Genomic DNA, 15,802 nt, shown 5'->3' on the forward strand with positions numbered 1-15,802 from the left:
CTCTTAATTCCACAAGAGGGGCGAAAGAACTCATTACTGAGTGGATTTTTCGAAACGGCGCAGTAATTGGTTACCACGCTCAACAGAGGCATCAAGTGCTTGTTGTGGGGTCTTTTTACCTGACCATACGGATTCCAGCTCTTCATCCACGATAGTGCGAATTTGCGGCATATTGCCTAAGCGTAATCCTTTGGTATAAGGCAATGGCGCTTTATTTAACATTTGACGAGTCGCAATATCCGCCCCTGGGTTTTTGTCATAAAAGCCGGATTTTTTGGTTAACTCATACGCTGCTGTTGTAATGGGTAAATATCCTGTATTTTGATGCCATTTTGCAGCATTTTCAGGTTCAGCTAAGAATTTCATAAATTCCGCAACACCTTTATAAGTCTCAGGATCTTTACCACCCATCACCCACAAGCTTGCACCACCAATGATGGCATTTTGTGGTGCCGTTGGAATTTGTGCATCGTAAGGCATCATGCCAACACCAAAATCAAACTTAGCATGCTTGCGAATGTTCGCCAGAGAACCGGAGGAACCAGTAATAATGGCACAATCCCCGTTATAGAATTTCTCTGTTGGCTCATCTTTACGTCCTAAGTAAGTGAACGTACCTTTCTTATTCATCTCTTGCAGCTGCTCAATGTGCCTTACGTGATCTGGGGTATTAAACTCCAGCACGGCATCAGCGCCGTCAAAGCCATTATTCTTCGATGCGACAGGCAACCCGTTCCATGCACTAAAGTTTTCAATTTGTATCCAGCCCTGCCAACCACTGGCATAGCCACATTTCATTCCTGATTCACGCAGTTTTTCAGTATATTGGGCAAGATCCTGCCATGTTTTTGGCGGGGTCTCTGGATTTAAACCGGCTTTTTTGAAGGCTTCTTTATTGTAATAAAGTACGGGGGTGGAGCTATTGAAAGGCTGAGATAGCAAATGCCCTGTTTTCGCATCACTGTAGTAACCCGAAACGGTAGGCACAAACTGAGATTCATCAAAATCAATTCCAGCTTCTTGGAAAACTTCGTAGACAGGTTTGATGGCTTTGGATGACATCATCGTCGCAGTACCGACTTCATAAACCTGCAGTATCGCAGGCGCATTGCCAGAACGAAATGCCGCAATCCCCGCAGCGAGGCTTTGCTCGTAGTTCCCTTTATAAGTGGGAACCACTTTATAATCTGGGTGAGTTTCATTAAAACGAGTGACAAGGTCATTCACTTCTTCGCCAAGCTGACCTTCCATTGAATGCCAGAATGGGACTGTGGTGACTGCCATTCCTTGACTGCTAAAAGCCATGCCTAACATCATTGCTAAAGCAGACTGTTTGATAGATGCCATGCCAATTCTCTCTTTTATTATGACTGAAGTTTATCCGCTGAGATTTACACTAAAATGTGCGAATTCACGCAGTTTATGTTCGAGAGAGAATTTATCACCGAGAAATGACAGAAATATCGCCAACACATGACAGATTAATGACGGCCATATCTCTAGCAAATGACGCTTACATGACAATCGACGTGTTTTATTTTCACGATATATCGAAAATAAACAATCAAATTAATTTAAATAATAAATTCTTGATTATTGAAATATGATTAAATAACAAAAAATAGGAAACATGAATAAAAGAGTAAAAACAGATGCCAGAAATAATTTTGCAGAAACTGTCATTCTATACATATTATCCACCTTGTTTTTTATTAAAAAAAGCAAATAAAAATAAAATTGAAAACAAGTCTATTATCGACATGGCAATTTAAACAAACTTAATTTCAAAATTAATTTTAGGATAACATTAAGATAATAACAAATATTTAATACTATAAATCCAATAAACTAATAATAACCCATAAAATAAACCATCTTATGATTATCACTTTATGGCCAATTTAAAATACACATCAGAAAATAGTGAAGGGTAAATAAAAATCTATTTACCCTTATAAACTCATTATTAGATTAACTTCCTGGAGTAAAATAAATTGGTGATCCCGGCCCTACCGGTAGCCCCAAAATAAATACCCAGATAATAAAGAACAGAGACCAACCAATAAAGAAAATAATCGAGTATGGCAACATCATTGAAACCAAGGTACCAATCCCTGCATCTTTCTTATATTTGACGACTATTGCCATAATTAAGCCAAAATAGCTCATCATTGGTGTAATAATATTGGTCACTGAATCACCAATACGATAAGCCGCTTGGATAGTTTCTGGGGAATAGCCTGCCAACATTAACATTGGAACAAATATCGGTGCTGTCACAGCCCATTGAGCGGAAGCAGAGCCGATCATCAGGTTAATAAAGGCGCATATCAGAATAAAGCCAACAAATAATATTCCACCATGTAGGTCAATACTATTTAAGAAATTAGCGCCTTTGACGGCAATAACTTGCCCAATGTTGGTCCAACCAAAAAATGCAACGAACTGTGCTGCAAAGAAAATGATGACTAAATAGAGACCCAAGGTACTCATTGCGCTTGCCATCGCATCAACCACATCTTTATCACTGCGCATGGTTTTTGCAATATAGCCGTAAACAATCCCTGGAACCGCAAAGAAAATAAAGATAAACACCACGATTGCTTTTAAGAAAGGTGAATTACTCACTAACCCCGTTTCTTGGTTACGTAAAATCCCACTTTCAGGCACCACCATTAAGGCTAATATTGCTGCTAATCCCCAAAAAGTCACCGATGCCCAGAACAACGCTTTTTTCTCAAGCGGCGTCACCTCGGCTGAGGCTCGGAGTTTATCTTCATCTTCATCAACACCACCGCCCTGATAAGGACCTAACTGCGGCTCAACAATTTTCTCTGTGATGAAATAACCCAAGATAGTGATCAAGAAGGTACTGACAAACATAAAGTACCAGTTGGCCTCCGCCCCAACGATATAGGTAGGATCAATAATTCGAGCCGCTTGCTGAGTGATCCCTGACAGTAACGGATCCACTGTTCCTAATAGTAAGTTCGCTGAATATCCACCGGATACCCCTGCAAATGCGGCAGCAAGCCCAGCTAATGGATGACGACCTAATGAATGGAAAATAATCGCAGCCAGCGGAATCAGTACCACATACCCGAGCTCTGCCGCGGTATTAGACATAATCCCAGCAAAAACAATCGCAACGGTAGTTAATTTACGTGGTGCTTTGATAACAATCAGACGCATTGCCGCAGATAATAAACCGGCACGTTCTGCGATCCCAACCCCTAAAAGAGCAACTAATACCGTGCCAAGAGGTGCGAACCCAGTAAAATTGGTGACCACATTAGACAGAATTTTACGGATGCCTTCAGCATCTAGCAGGCTAACAATATGAATGATTCCGTCTTCAGCACGACCTTTTGCACCCTCAGGGCGAGGGTCCGGTACACTAATACCAAAATACTGACCAACGGCGGAAGAGACTAATAAAATCCCAATTAAAATAATGAATAGAATAACAGGATGTGGCAGAGCATTTCCCAGCCATTCAACCGTTCGTAAAAAACGGCTACCCTCTTGTCTTTTTTGTTCCATGAATTCTCCTTATAAACAAGAGAAATGAACATTACACAATGTTTTTCTCTTCACCTAATTACAAGCATATAATTTCAAACCAACAAATTTGATACAAATTGAATACATTAACCAACAATCAACATACCGATAGTAAAAACCCAATATTTACTTTGTTAAATTTAATTTATGTTAACAACTAGAGCCAAAAAAATAAATATCATTAAATACAAAAAATGTGGTCAAGTTAACAATTTAATCACATTAAGTAGTCATTTTTTATTGTTTTTAACTGTATAGATATCAAATTTTGTCAGTTTTATTTTATTTAACTCGCCTAATGCTTGTTTTTACAATTACAATAAATTTGAGTTAAATAAAACAAACTAAAATATCAATTAGCCTGATTAATGTACGTTTTTAATCTAGATTAATCAGCGCTATAATCGACGTCTATTCACTACAGAGCGAACCATAATGTCTGTCATTGATCTTTGGGCAGAGCGTCATATTCAAGACGCTTTAAATAAAGGGGAGTTATCCAATCTCAACGGTGAAGGGAAGCCTTTACAGCTTGATGATGACAGCCAAGTTCCTGAAGAATTAAGAGCCAGCTATCGTATTCTTAAAAATTCTGGGTATCTGCCGCCTGAACTACAACAAAAAAAAGAAGCGTTGAATTTATGCCATATGCTGCAACAACTCTCTGCCGATGATCCCAATCGTGTTGCCATCAGTAAGCAATTGGCATTACTTGAGCTAAAACTCAAGCAAGCAAATATCAATACCGACTTTTTATATGGCGAATACGCAGTGACAATTTCAGAATATTTAGAGTCTAAATAGCGAAGAATTAACGCTTGGGTAGGGATTGCAGACGATATTCCTGAGGGGTTTTACCATAAAACTTACGAAATGCATGGCTAAAAGCAGAGTGAGAATCATACCCCACCAAGGTGGCAATATGCTCAATGGTTTGGTGAGTTAATAATAGACTTCCTGCTGCCTCCATCCGTTTTTGCAATAAAAATTGCATGACGGTGATCCCCATTTCGGCTTTCACCTTACGTTGTAATGTACTGACTGACATATAAAACGCACAAGCGATGTCTTCGCAGCTTATCGGTAAATGCAGACGTAACTCCACCCAATGAACCAGCTCATCAACCCAACGATTTTCCTGTTTTAACTGTGCTAATAATAGGCGAGCAACGGCAAAGTTTTGTTCCGGCGCTTGAGGAAAACATTGTAGCCAATTTAATAACCCCAACGCCGCTGGCGTCAGCGTGAAATGCGTCATTTTTTCATTTAATGACCATTGCGCCGTTGCAGGCATTTCCAATACATAATTTTGATTGCCATCTTGTCCACTGAAAGCATGGCTAACACTCGGCGGGATCACAACGCCCTGACCTGCATTTAGCAACCAGTGTTGACGATGCATATTGATTTCCATCGCCCCTGATAACGCAAATACCACCTGCCATTGCCCATCATGTTGATGAGAAATAACCTCTTGGGAATATTGGCGATAATGCAATTCAGGTAATAACAAGGCAAGCTCCTACTGGGTGGCATACAGTAGGAGTATACGGTTTTAATCAAAAAAATGCAGTCTCACCGATTATGCTAAGCGGGAACCATTCGGCATAGGTAGATTAAATTCAGCCAATACAATCGCCCCCGTTTCATCAGGAGCGCCTGTAATTAACACTTCAGATTTTATGCCAGCAATACGTTTAACTTCAAAATTACACACACATAAAACCTGTTTGCCAATTAAACTTTCAGGGGTGTAATGCACGGTAATTTGTGCGCTTGAACGCTTGATTCCTAATTCCCCTAAATCCACTTCCATCACATAAGCGGGCTTTTTTGCTTTACTGTTCACTTCTGCACGAATGATCGTACCAACACGCATTTCCACTGTCAAAAAGTCATCCCACTCAATAAGTTGCATATCTTTATTCCTAAATTAAACGATGGTAATGACTTAAATTAGCATAGGATAGATAGAGGCTCTTAGCGTCAAACATTCATTTTATGTTGTGAAACAGTCATTGATTATCACCTGATAATGACAGGCAATAATCAATGGGGACAAGAAAGGTAAAACATGAAATTACATATTTGAGAAAGTATTCATAATAATGCCGCCAGAGATAATTAATCCCATTGCGAAAACTGCGGGCACATCCGGTTTTTGTTTATATAAAATCATCGAAACTAACGTCACACCAACAATACCAAACCCACACCATAAAGAATACGCAACCCCAACAGGAATATAGCCCATCGCACGGGTTAACGCGAAATAACATAAACAATAGGCAATAATCACGAGTATTGATGGACCTAATTTACTAAAGCTATTGGTTTTTTTGATCATCGATGTACCCGTGATTTCTGAACCAATTGATAATGCTAACCATAAAAATCCAGTAAACATAATATTTCTCTCTTCTTATTAATGAGCAACTTTGTTGGTTGAAGATAGTGACGCATCCGAATTTTCAGCCGGTTCCGCCTCATCTGAGCCCATTTTAGAAAACAGATTCATGATCACGATACCTGAAGCAATCACGCCCATGCCAATCATTGCTGCCATATCTGGGTGCTGTCCATAAAAGATCATTCCTAATGTAGAGACCATCAAAATACCGGTACCTGACCAAGTTGCATAAGCTAATCCAACAGGAATATATTTTACTGCGCGAGAAAGAGAGTAATAACAAATAACATAAAGAATAACTATCAGACCTAATAATAATGATTTAATTGTTCCTTCACTATTATCGAACATTTTCAATGTGGATGTTGCTGAGGTTTCAGAAATAATAACCGCTAGCATCCAAAGCCATGATTTTGCTTTAGAGGACATAGATAATACTCCTACATAGATAGATGTTTAAAATATTAAATTGAAATAAAATTTATTTTTTCAGAGACTTTAAATAATCCATTGCCGAATCTGTTAATTTATTTTTATTTAGGGAATATTCCTTTGGGTCATTCATTACTTCTCTCAAAGTAATATAGCGATTCTGGTTTATTTTATTTTCACTCGATATCTCATCATTTCTAATGAGCATTTTATTTTCAATATTATTAAATGTATCGAATTGAATACCTAATGAGATAGCCTTATTCATATTTTCTTTAATAAGGCGGTTATAATGTTCATTTTTATTCAAACCTAATATCTGGTTCAAGTCACTGTCAGGGCAGCAATGATATTTCAATGCCATAATAGGAATATTTCGCGAGAGTGTTTGGATGATAATTTCGCTTTCTTCGCTAATTGCCAACCCATTCACGACTTCATTAAGTACCTTAGTTCCCATAAAAGGAAGAAAAACCCCGTGAAACTTCGTTAGATTTTCCATATTAAAGGTATGAATATCAAAACATTGCCCAATTTCTTTCCATTGATTTATCGTCGATTGCGTTAGCATCTCCTTGGTGGCATAGAAAGAAAAAGACATTGAAGATAACTGCAATACACGCTGATAAACCGCCTGTTGATAGTCTTGACTTGGGGACAATAACACCAATACTTGCCGTTTTAGCTGTTGCAGGACCTGTGACACTATCTGCTCAATCATTTTTTCGTTCATATTGCCACCGCTCGTTTAGTCCTTAGCTGACAACAAACACGCTGTCACTGTTGCGTAACCCTGCCGCATTCGCTTCATCTGTATCAATATGAAATTCCAGAGAAAACCTTGCATCCACTCGAACAACGACTTCATCAAATACGAGACTACGTTCGCCTTCAGTACGAACACATACTCGCTGTCCATTGGAGACATTTAGCGACCTAGCATCCATTAAATTCATGTGAATATGGCGCTGTGCACAAATCACCTGTTCCAACAAATTAACGTGACCAGCTGGCCCAATTAATAAAGCGCTGCCAGATGTATTTAAATCTCCCGATTCACGAACTGGCGCTTTTATTCCCAATGCGAAACAATCGGCTTTTGAGACTTCAAGCTGACTTTTAGGGCGAGTGGGCCCTAATACTCGCACCTTGCTAATGGAACCTTTAGGCCCCACCACCATCACACACTCTTTAGCCGCAAATTGTCCCGGCTGTTTTAATTCTTTGAACGGTGTGAGTTGATAACCTTTGCCAAATAAAGCCTCGACATCTTCGTCTGAAAGGTGAACGTGACGATTAGAAACGCCAACAGGTATTGCAATGGGACTCTCCATCATAGGAACAGCATTTGGCACAGACAAACGCGATAGAATTTTCCCCATCAATTGTTGGTTTATCATGATTTTTTACCTTTGCGCTGCTCCACTTTTTCCTCAGTCATCACACTTTCCGCCTGAGTAACAATCGGAGTAACAATTTCTGTTTTTTCGACGCGTTGCGCGGGCTCACTCGATTCATGGGTTACTGGTAATAATTTAGCAATAACACTCTCATCAGGGCGAGCAATCACTAATGTGCCTTTTAATAAGTCTTGATGACTAATAACCGATGCACCATGGTCAACGGCTGTTCTTACTGCACTAATTTCCCCTTGAAAATAAACAGAAACCAGCCCAGAACCAATTTTTCGATAACCCGCAATCTCTACACTTGCCGCCTTACATGCTGCATCTGCCGCCTGTATTGCAGATGTCAGTCCATACGTTTCAATCACACCTAAACTTTTCATCTTTCTCTCCTACTTAGTGACGAACCAATCGAATATCGAAATCGAATTTTTTAAAGAAAGCCTCTAATTGGTCTAACTCTTCGGTACTGTAGGTAGGGTCTTTCTTGATGGGATAAATCATGTCGAGCTTGTCGTATTTTCCACGACCAAGCTGGTGATAAGGCAAAATATCAATGCGATTTAAATTACCGCGTTTCGACAATTCCATGGCATATTCAATCGCCCCAGTAATGGCATCAAAAGAATCGTTACATCCACGAACCAACGGCATACGCATCACCACATTGGCCCCCAATTCCATTAACCGTTCGAAATTACGGCGCACATTTTCATTACCAATACCGAATAAATTTTTATGTTGTACCGTGTCGATATGCTTCAAATCAAACAAGAATAAGTCGACAACTTCAGCTAATTTTTCATAATTTTCGACGGATGTGGTGCCTTGAGTTTCCACCGCTGTGTTGATCATCATTTTTTTGCATTCACGTAAAAGCTCAACGGCAAAATCTGTCTGTAAACTCATTTCACCGCCACCAATCGTGACCCCACCGCCAGATGAAATATAAAAATCGTAGTCCTGCATGATGATTTCCATCATTTCAGAGACCGAAACATCTTTTCCCATAATGTCTAACGCATCAGAAATGCACACTTCCTCACATTTACGGCAACCAATGCAATCGATGCTACGATTAACTCGATGGATTTTTTCTCCCTGTTCGTTGGTTGTCATGTAATGGATCCCCGCAGGGCAGACATCCACACACTTCCCACATCCAACGCATTTATCATGGGAAAACATCACTTGGAACTGGCTACTTAGCCCTTCAGGGTTAGCGCACCAAGGGCAACGAATATTGCATCCTTTGAGGAAAATCAGCGTACGGATACCATCACCGTCATAAATCGAATATTTCTGGATATTAAATATCCGTCCCTTTATTTCTGTCGCTGGGTTCATCATTGCATCTCCAAAACAGTCTTAAACTTGTTGTTTTTATTATGTATTGGCAGGTATAACGCTATACCTGCCAATATTAGGCTTAGAATTTTTCAATCACGGTACGGCTGATGATTTCGTCCTGAACCTCTTTACATAATTCAACGAAGTAAGCACTGTATCCCGCAACACGAACGATTAAGTCGCGATATTTCTCCGGTTCTTGCTGGGCTTTTTTCAGCATTTCGTTATCAACGTAGCTGAACTGCATTTGACCGTTACCCAAAATGGATGCCGTTCTTAGCAACGTGATTAACCCATTGCGACCTTCCGGTGTATCCAATAAGCCTTTTAAGAACTTAAAGTTATGCACCATACCGATATTCATCGTTTCCACGTTCATCTTACTGATGGATTTAATGATGGCGGTTGGACCTTGTTTATCTGCCCCTTGCGTTGGGCTGATCCCATCCGACAGCGGCATCCACGCTAAACGACCATTCGCAGTCGCGGCGGTTAGCTCGCCAATCGGCGTGTTATTCGAAATGGATAATGTCCCGTGGCTCAATGTGGAATACAGCATGTCGTACTTGCGGCACTCGCGTTCAGTCCACTCGGTAATATCCAATGCATATTGGTCGACGTAGTTATCATCGTTACCGAATTTAGGTGCATTTAGGCAATCACGACGTAATTCTTCATAACCTTCAAAGTTGGCAAGCAGACCATCACGCACTTGCTCTAAGGTATAGCGGCCCTCTTCATAAACCACTTTGCGAATAGCCGCCATTGAGTCAACGTAAGTTGCTAAACCAGAGAAAATCAGCCCTGGGCCATGGTTAACCATCGCGCCACCCGCGGCGACATCTTTCCCTTTCTCCATACAGCCTTCCACCAGCAAAGACATCAATGGTTTTGGCGCGACATCACGGTGAACACGTTGGCTAATGACCGTACCAATCGCGGATAGACGAACAATATGGGCAATTTGCGCTTTCACAGCATTGTCGAAATCTTCGAAGGTTTTCAGGTTACGCAGATCCCCAGTATCTAAACCTTGGTGACTATCGAACAGCACCATCCGACCACGGTTCAGAACAAATTCAATGGCGATTGGCCACTGGGTGTAACCTGTTGATGTCCACTGATAAATACGACCTGATTTTTGTGGTTCCACACAGCCCATTAAGCAATAGTCGCGTGCATCTTCAAAATCAAAGCCTTTACGCAGCATCATTTTGATATGGGAATCATCAAAGTGGCAGGCAGGGAAGCCCATACCGGCTTTCACCACATCCACGATTTTTTCCATGTATTTTTGCGGAGATTGGTTGTGAATACGGCATGCTAATGACGGCTGGTAAACTTTCACAAAACGCACTGCATCCATAATTAAGTACGTTAAATCGTTACATGCATCACCACCAGAGCGTTTTTGACCACCCACAGTTAAGTTGATAAACGGCTGATATCCTGCGAAATATTTAGCGCCCAACTCACTGGACATCCACATCAATTCCGCACATTTGATGATAAATGCCTGCATCATTTCCAGTGCTTGGTCTTGGGTTAAACGACCAGATTGAATATCGCTTTCATACATTGGGAAACAGTATTGGTCTAAACGACCTAAGGATAATCCCGTTTGGTTCTCTTCAATTTCAAACAACGATTCCACAGTCCAAACGCTTTGCAGCGCTTCTTGTAACGTTTTTGGTGGATTCGCCGGCACATTTTCATTCACTTGCGCGATGGTCAGTAACTCTTCACGACGTTTTGGGTCAGTCTCTTGAGAAGCTAATTCGCGAGCACGTTCCGCAATGCGATGTGCGTAAGCCACGACACCTTCGCAGGTTTCAATTGACGCTTTATAGAAATAGATACGGTCGATATCATCGGGATTTTGCATATCTAATTCAGCGAGTTTCGCTTGAGCATCTGCTTTAATTCCGTTCATCCCTTTGGTGAACAGTAGAACGTCATAACCCGGACAGGTATCCCCGCCACCATTGATTTGGTGATAAGACAAGTCACTGACAAAGGTCTCGCCGCTGAATTCCCAAACGCCAGCTTCACGATATTGCGCTTCACAGATTTCATCCAGAGAACGACCTTCCCAGAATGGCGCAATTTCTTCACGAATGACTTTTTTATCTTCTTCAGAGATCACAAATGGATCTTGCGGGCGGGTGCTCATCGTATCGAGTTCATCCACCACCCAACGCCATGCAATATCAGGTGAAAATGCACCTGCACGCGCTTTACCACATGGATGACCGACAATCAGCTCTTCAGGCTGAATCAAGATAGGCGCGGTTTCACATGCACGACGGAACGCTTTTGCACGTAATAAAATCGGCGGTAAACCTGGGTTATTTTTCACTACTTCCGTAAAGGCTAATGCGCGATAGATAGACACGCTTGGACGCGCCTCTAGATAACGGTTACGCAAACGCTGTAAGCGAGGCGTTAACCCTTCCATCACGTTGAATTCATTATCTTGTTGAGCCGTTGGTGCCACATAACTGGCTGAAGCTGCAGAACATTGAGGCTGCGTACTTGCTTGACCACAATATAAACGGACTTTTAACCCTGCATTAATTGCACTGATATTTTCGTGGGCAGAAAGCATCATCGCGGAAAGTTCGTTAATGCAGACTTGCGGATCATTAAGGTAGACACCGCCTTTAAGTGCATCAAACATTGGATAACCATCAATGGCACGGGTCGCGCGAACCTCGGAAAGCTCGGCCAATTTCAGCCATAAACTTTCAACAATTTCGTAAGCTTGTTGTTGAGTTAATCGACCTTGCTCAATATCGCGCTGATAGAATGGATAAACCGCTTTGTCGAAGCCCATTGGGTTCACGGCATAGCTGCCATTTTCTAAATGCAAAATTAGTTGTAATAGGTAGAATGCTTGGCAAGCTTCTTTGAAGGTTTGAGCAGGTTTTGCTGGCACTTGGCGTAAAATCGCAGCACTTTCTTGTAATTCAGCACGACGATATGAGTTAGCTTCTGTGGCCGCAAGATTTTCTGCTCGTACTGCTAAAGCGTTAGCAAAATGGATGGCAGCATCACAGGCATAAATTGCTGCACGGCAGTTATTTGCTTCATCGATACTATTTCGGCTAACGGCACTGCCAATATTTCTGACACGATTTTCGAGCTGGTTTTTAATTTCCGCAAAGCCTACATTCAGAACCACTAAATAATCCGGTGCGGCGATTGCGCTATCACCTGCTAAAAATTCATAAATACTCTGGCTGTGTACTTCATCTTCTGTATGGAAAATTGCACCACGAGGTGTTGAAGATTGGCTCCCAATAATCAATTCATCTTGTGCAATAAAAGCTGGGAAATGACGAATAAACTCATAAAAGCGCTGAGCGGGTTTAATCGCTTGAGGTGCCCCTGTTAATTGATTTCTGACGGTTTCAAGAATGTTGGCACGTTCGGTAATGATTGAGCAATTGCGAGCACTTAAACGTTCAGCCAGTGTTTTTACACGTGGGGTCAAAGCATATTTGGCCATGTTAGCCTCTCCTGATGTTCTTTCTAGTTCGTTATTCATCACATAAAAAGCGTTAACTATTAAAAAGACTGTCTGTACAGTGCTTCTAGCTGCTTTTCATTTACGTCCCGTGGATTAGTCGGCGTGCAACTATCGCGCAACGCCTGTCCAACCATTTCCCCTAAACGGGCATTAAAATCAGTTTCATTGACGCCTGTAGCGTGAATGCCTTTTGGCATATTCATTTCATCTTTCAATACGTTGATTGCCATAATTAAGCTCTCAACGCCTTCACGTATATTTGAAGCTGGTAAATTAAGTTTTCTGGCTAAATCGGCATAACGCTTCGCCGCGTTGGTTTCACAGCACCCTTCCAGCCCCGCGTTAAATGCCACCACTTGAGCCATCAATAGCGCATTCGCGCGACCATGTGGAATGTGGAACACGCCGCCAAGTGCGTGCGCTAAGCTATGGGTGATGCCAAGGGATGCGTTGGTAAATGCCATTCCTGCAATACACGATGCGTTATGCATTTTTTCACGAGCCACTAAGTTACTGCCGTCGCGATAGCAATCAATTAAGTGAGCAAAAACTAACTGAACGGCTTTCTCGGCAAGTGCATCTGAAAAGTCAGAGGCACTGCGTGAAACATAAGCTTCTAGGGCATGACATAGCACATCCATTCCGGTATCTGCCGTGATAGCGGCAGGGACTGACTTCACTAAAACAGGGTCTAAAATCGCCACATCGGGCAACATAAATTCATCAACCAACACCAACTTCTCAGAGTGAGACTTGATCACCGAAAAAGACGTGACTTCAGAGCCTGTTCCGCTGGTTGTCGGGATAGCCACAAAATGAGGTTTAGCTCTATGGCTGTCTTGGCGGGTATGCCATAGGGAGTAAATAACCGCTTTTGCCGCATCAATCACCGAACCACCACCCAGTGCAATCACTAAATCTGGATATTGGCTATCCATGATTTTCATGCCTTTTACGATGGACGAGATTTCTGGATCGGGCACTACATCGTCATACAGAGAAAATGAAATTCCCTGCTGAGATAATCGATGAATCACCTCGTCGGCTAACCCAAATTTCACCATTGCTTTATCGGTGACGATAAACGCGTGCTGGGCGTTAACCTGAGATAAATAATCCAAAGCATTCGCACCGAATTGCACCCTTGGTTTAATCAAAAACTGGTTCATGCGTTATTTACTCCCTACCGTCTCGATACACTTTTTCAACAATGGCAACCACGGACATCGCTTTGTATTTGTCTTTATTCAATGCGAAGTACTCTTCCGCCAGAACAAGGTCATTAATACCTGCGCCTACACTGTCCACCGCAACATACGTTTTGTCCTTCAACGGTTTGAGATCATCGCCAAGCGCCGTGACCATCAGTAAATTACTGCCACTAAGCTCTTGGCATTTCTGCGTTGCGACAACATGCCCTATTACCTTTGCCAAAATCATGATTTACCCGCCTTATCTCAATGAATTACTTATTTAGGCGTCCGAGAACGGCCTTAATAATCTGCTCGACATTCTCTTCCGTGATATCCCCATGAGTGGCAACCGCTTCAACAACATCAGCATGACTCACTGCATTAGCAAATCGGTTATCCGCAGCGCTATTACTTTGAGCTTTTACTGGTTGAGCCTGACGGAAACGGTCATCATCGAGAATGCTGACAGACGCTTGATTTCCATGCCCAGTAGGTGCAATTGGCGATGTTGAGTAAGCCGGAGCACTCACTGGTGCGGGTTGTCTCAAATCATCAATGGAACGCACGCCATAACCGACTTTACGGATATTGAGCAAGTTCATCGGACCGACGTTGTCAGAACTAGAACCACCTCCAATCGCTCCACATCCTAATGTCAGCGCTGGCGTAATATTGGTGGTTGCACCAATTCCACCCAGTGAGGCTGGCGTATTAATCAAAATACGGTTAACTGGTTTTTCGAGCGAAAACTGGCGAATAACATCTTCATTTTGAGTGTGGATCACCAGCGTGTGTCCTAAGCCTTCGTTAGTCAGCAAATCAACAACGCGATGGCACGCAGAGCGCCAATCCTCTTCAACATACATGCCTAAGATTGGGCACAGTTTTTCCCGTGAATACGGGTTTTTCGGTGAGACCGTGTCTTGTAATGCAATTAACACTCGCGTGTTAGCTGGAACACTAAAGCCTGCACGTTGGCTCAACGTAATCGCGTCTTTTCCTACGACTTCAGGGTTAATCGTGCCATTCGCTCTCAGTAGCATGGAGGCCATACGTTTCGCTTCATCTTCATTCATGAAGTAAGCGCCTTGCGCTAATAACTCGCGATGAACGTCGTTGTAAATGCAGCGTTCAACAATGATGGATTGCTCAGATGCACAAATCACACCGTTATCAAACGTTTTGCTGGTAATGATGTCACTGACTGCTTTTTTGATATCCGCGCTACGTTCAATGAAAGCAGGACCGTTACCAGGGCCACCACTGATTGTTGGTGTGCCAGATGCATAAGCGGCGCGTACCATGCCTTCCCCACCCGTTGCCAGAATGAGAGAAACATCTTTGCTGTGCATTAATTCTTTTGTCGCTTCCAGTGTCAGCATCGACACGCCATCGACGATACCTGCTGGCGCACCCGCTTCTAGTGCCGCTTTTTTTACGATATCAAGCGTTCTAAAACTACATGCTTTCGCGTTTGGATGGGGGGAGAAGACGATTGCGTTACCGGCTTTCAAGGCAATCAATGTTTTATAGATAATGGTTGAAGTTGGGTTAGTCGAAGGCACCAGCGCCGTGATCACCCCTAACGGAACACCCACATCCATAACTTTATTGATTTTGTCATCATTAATGATGCCAACTGTTTTCAGATCTTTAATATGTTCATACACACGAACTGAAGCGAAGGTATTTTTCAAGACTTTGTCTTGCCACTTCCCGAAGCCCGTCTCTTCATTCGCCATTTTTGCTAATTCTTCTGCATGACGTGCAGACTCTGTCGCAATGTGTTTAACAATACTGTCGATTTTCTCCTGCGAAAAAGTCGCAAAGATTTTTTGCGCTTGTTTCGCATTTCTAACCAGCTCTCTAGCCAGTTGTCTGGATTGCAGATCTTTATCTAATGCAACCATGTCTT

15 protein-coding genes are annotated in these 15,802 nt (G+C 42.1%); 1 reads left to right on the forward strand and 14 read right to left on the reverse strand.

Annotated features, from left to right (window positions below; all coding sequences use genetic code 11):
• Positions 1-33: 33 nt before the first annotated feature.
• The gene (gene ugpB / locus LDO73_RS15640; RefSeq protein ID WP_224059257.1) at positions 34-1,347 is read right to left on the reverse strand and encodes a sn-glycerol-3-phosphate ABC transporter substrate-binding protein UgpB; all 1,314 of its coding nucleotides are present in this window, start codon (positions 1,345-1,347) and stop codon (positions 34-36) included.
• 624 nt (positions 1,348-1,971) lie between these two features.
• Entirely contained in the window at positions 1,972-3,543 is a 1,572-nt protein-coding gene (locus LDO73_RS15645; protein ID WP_224059259.1) for an AbgT family transporter, read from the reverse strand.
• A gap of 456 nt (positions 3,544-3,999) precedes the next feature.
• On the opposite strand from LDO73_RS15645, the gene LDO73_RS15650 reads away from it, so the two are divergent.
• Positions 4,000-4,368, forward strand: a complete 369-nt coding sequence (locus LDO73_RS15650; RefSeq protein ID WP_224059261.1) for a DUF1992 domain-containing protein — start codon at positions 4,000-4,002, stop codon at positions 4,366-4,368.
• 7 nt (positions 4,369-4,375) lie between these two features.
• Here the strand turns inward: LDO73_RS15650 and LDO73_RS15655 are convergent, their stop codons facing one another.
• The 12 genes from LDO73_RS15655 to LDO73_RS15710 form a co-directional block, all read right to left on the reverse strand.
• Positions 4,376-5,077: a helix-turn-helix transcriptional regulator gene (locus tag LDO73_RS15655; protein WP_224059263.1), complete on the reverse strand. Its 702-nt coding sequence runs from the start codon at positions 5,075-5,077 to the stop codon at positions 4,376-4,378.
• A 69-nt stretch (positions 5,078-5,146) separates the two neighbouring features.
• A complete protein-coding gene (locus tag LDO73_RS15660; protein WP_224059265.1) occupies positions 5,147-5,482 on the reverse strand; it encodes a tRNA-binding protein in 336 nt (111 codons plus the stop codon).
• 162 nt (positions 5,483-5,644) lie between these two features.
• Positions 5,645-5,971 (reverse strand): DMT family transporter, encoded by a 327-nt coding sequence (locus tag LDO73_RS15665; RefSeq protein ID WP_006814367.1) that lies wholly within the window; start codon positions 5,969-5,971, stop codon positions 5,645-5,647.
• An 18-nt stretch (positions 5,972-5,989) separates the two neighbouring features.
• Positions 5,990-6,403: a DMT family transporter gene (locus LDO73_RS15670; protein WP_224059267.1), complete on the reverse strand. Its 414-nt coding sequence runs from the start codon at positions 6,401-6,403 to the stop codon at positions 5,990-5,992.
• A gap of 52 nt (positions 6,404-6,455) precedes the next feature.
• Entirely contained in the window at positions 6,456-7,139 is a 684-nt protein-coding gene (locus LDO73_RS15675; RefSeq protein ID WP_224059268.1) for a hypothetical protein, read from the reverse strand.
• A gap of 22 nt (positions 7,140-7,161) precedes the next feature.
• Entirely contained in the window at positions 7,162-7,806 is a 645-nt protein-coding gene (locus LDO73_RS15680) for a phosphate propanoyltransferase (RefSeq protein ID WP_224059270.1), read from the reverse strand.
• On the reverse strand, positions 7,803-8,195 hold the full coding sequence (locus LDO73_RS15685) for a BMC domain-containing protein (RefSeq protein WP_224059271.1): 393 nt from the start codon (positions 8,193-8,195) through the stop codon (positions 7,803-7,805). Before LDO73_RS15685 ends, LDO73_RS15680 begins: the two co-directional genes overlap by 4 nt.
• A gap of 13 nt (positions 8,196-8,208) precedes the next feature.
• Positions 8,209-9,159, reverse strand: a complete 951-nt coding sequence (cutD, locus tag LDO73_RS15690; protein WP_224061200.1) for a choline TMA-lyase-activating enzyme — start codon at positions 9,157-9,159, stop codon at positions 8,209-8,211.
• An 82-nt stretch (positions 9,160-9,241) separates the two neighbouring features.
• Positions 9,242-12,673 carry a choline trimethylamine-lyase gene (gene cutC / locus LDO73_RS15695; protein ID WP_224059272.1) on the reverse strand — a complete coding sequence of 1,144 codons (3,432 nt, stop codon included), beginning with the start codon at positions 12,671-12,673 and terminating at the stop codon, positions 9,242-9,244.
• A gap of 59 nt (positions 12,674-12,732) precedes the next feature.
• A complete protein-coding gene (locus LDO73_RS15700; protein ID WP_036949247.1) occupies positions 12,733-13,863 on the reverse strand; it encodes a 1-propanol dehydrogenase PduQ in 1,131 nt (376 codons plus the stop codon).
• Positions 13,864-13,870: 7 nt separating this feature from the next.
• Positions 13,871-14,134: a EutN/CcmL family microcompartment protein gene (locus LDO73_RS15705; RefSeq protein WP_224059273.1), complete on the reverse strand. Its 264-nt coding sequence runs from the start codon at positions 14,132-14,134 to the stop codon at positions 13,871-13,873.
• A gap of 25 nt (positions 14,135-14,159) precedes the next feature.
• Positions 14,160-15,797, reverse strand: a complete 1,638-nt coding sequence (locus tag LDO73_RS15710) for an acetaldehyde dehydrogenase (acetylating) (protein ID WP_224059274.1) — start codon at positions 15,795-15,797, stop codon at positions 14,160-14,162.
• Positions 15,798-15,802 lie beyond the last annotated feature (5 nt).

The organism is Providencia alcalifaciens (assembly GCF_915403165.1).
In the GTDB taxonomy this organism is placed as follows: domain Bacteria; phylum Pseudomonadota; class Gammaproteobacteria; order Enterobacterales; family Enterobacteriaceae; genus Providencia; species Providencia alcalifaciens_C.

Coding starts and splice junctions, on each gene's coding strand:
- LDO73_RS15685 (WP_224059271.1), bottom strand. CDS start 8,195: ATGAAAAGTTTAGGTGTGATTGAAACGTATGGACTGACATCTGCAATA.
- LDO73_RS15670 (WP_224059267.1), bottom strand. CDS start 6,403: ATGTCCTCTAAAGCAAAATCATGGCTTTGGATGCTAGCGGTTATTATT.
- LDO73_RS15680 (WP_224059270.1), bottom strand. CDS start 7,806: ATGATAAACCAACAATTGATGGGGAAAATTCTATCGCGTTTGTCTGTG.
- LDO73_RS15710 (WP_224059274.1), bottom strand. CDS start 15,797: ATGGTTGCATTAGATAAAGATCTGCAATCCAGACAACTGGCTAGAGAG.
- LDO73_RS15705 (WP_224059273.1), bottom strand. CDS start 14,134: ATGATTTTGGCAAAGGTAATAGGGCATGTTGTCGCAACGCAGAAATGC.
- LDO73_RS15665 (WP_006814367.1), bottom strand. CDS start 5,971: ATGTTTACTGGATTTTTATGGTTAGCATTATCAATTGGTTCAGAAATC.
- ugpB (WP_224059257.1), bottom strand. CDS start 1,347: ATGGCATCTATCAAACAGTCTGCTTTAGCAATGATGTTAGGCATGGCT.
- cutD (WP_224061200.1), bottom strand. CDS start 9,159: ATGAACCCAGCGACAGAAATAAAGGGACGGATATTTAATATCCAGAAA.
- LDO73_RS15700 (WP_036949247.1), bottom strand. CDS start 13,863: ATGAACCAGTTTTTGATTAAACCAAGGGTGCAATTCGGTGCGAATGCT.
- cutC (WP_224059272.1), bottom strand. CDS start 12,673: ATGGCCAAATATGCTTTGACCCCACGTGTAAAAACACTGGCTGAACGT.
- LDO73_RS15650 (WP_224059261.1), top strand. CDS start 4,000: ATGTCTGTCATTGATCTTTGGGCAGAGCGTCATATTCAAGACGCTTTA.
- LDO73_RS15675 (WP_224059268.1), bottom strand. CDS start 7,139: ATGAACGAAAAAATGATTGAGCAGATAGTGTCACAGGTCCTGCAACAG.
- LDO73_RS15645 (WP_224059259.1), bottom strand. CDS start 3,543: ATGGAACAAAAAAGACAAGAGGGTAGCCGTTTTTTACGAACGGTTGAA.
- LDO73_RS15660 (WP_224059265.1), bottom strand. CDS start 5,482: ATGCAACTTATTGAGTGGGATGACTTTTTGACAGTGGAAATGCGTGTT.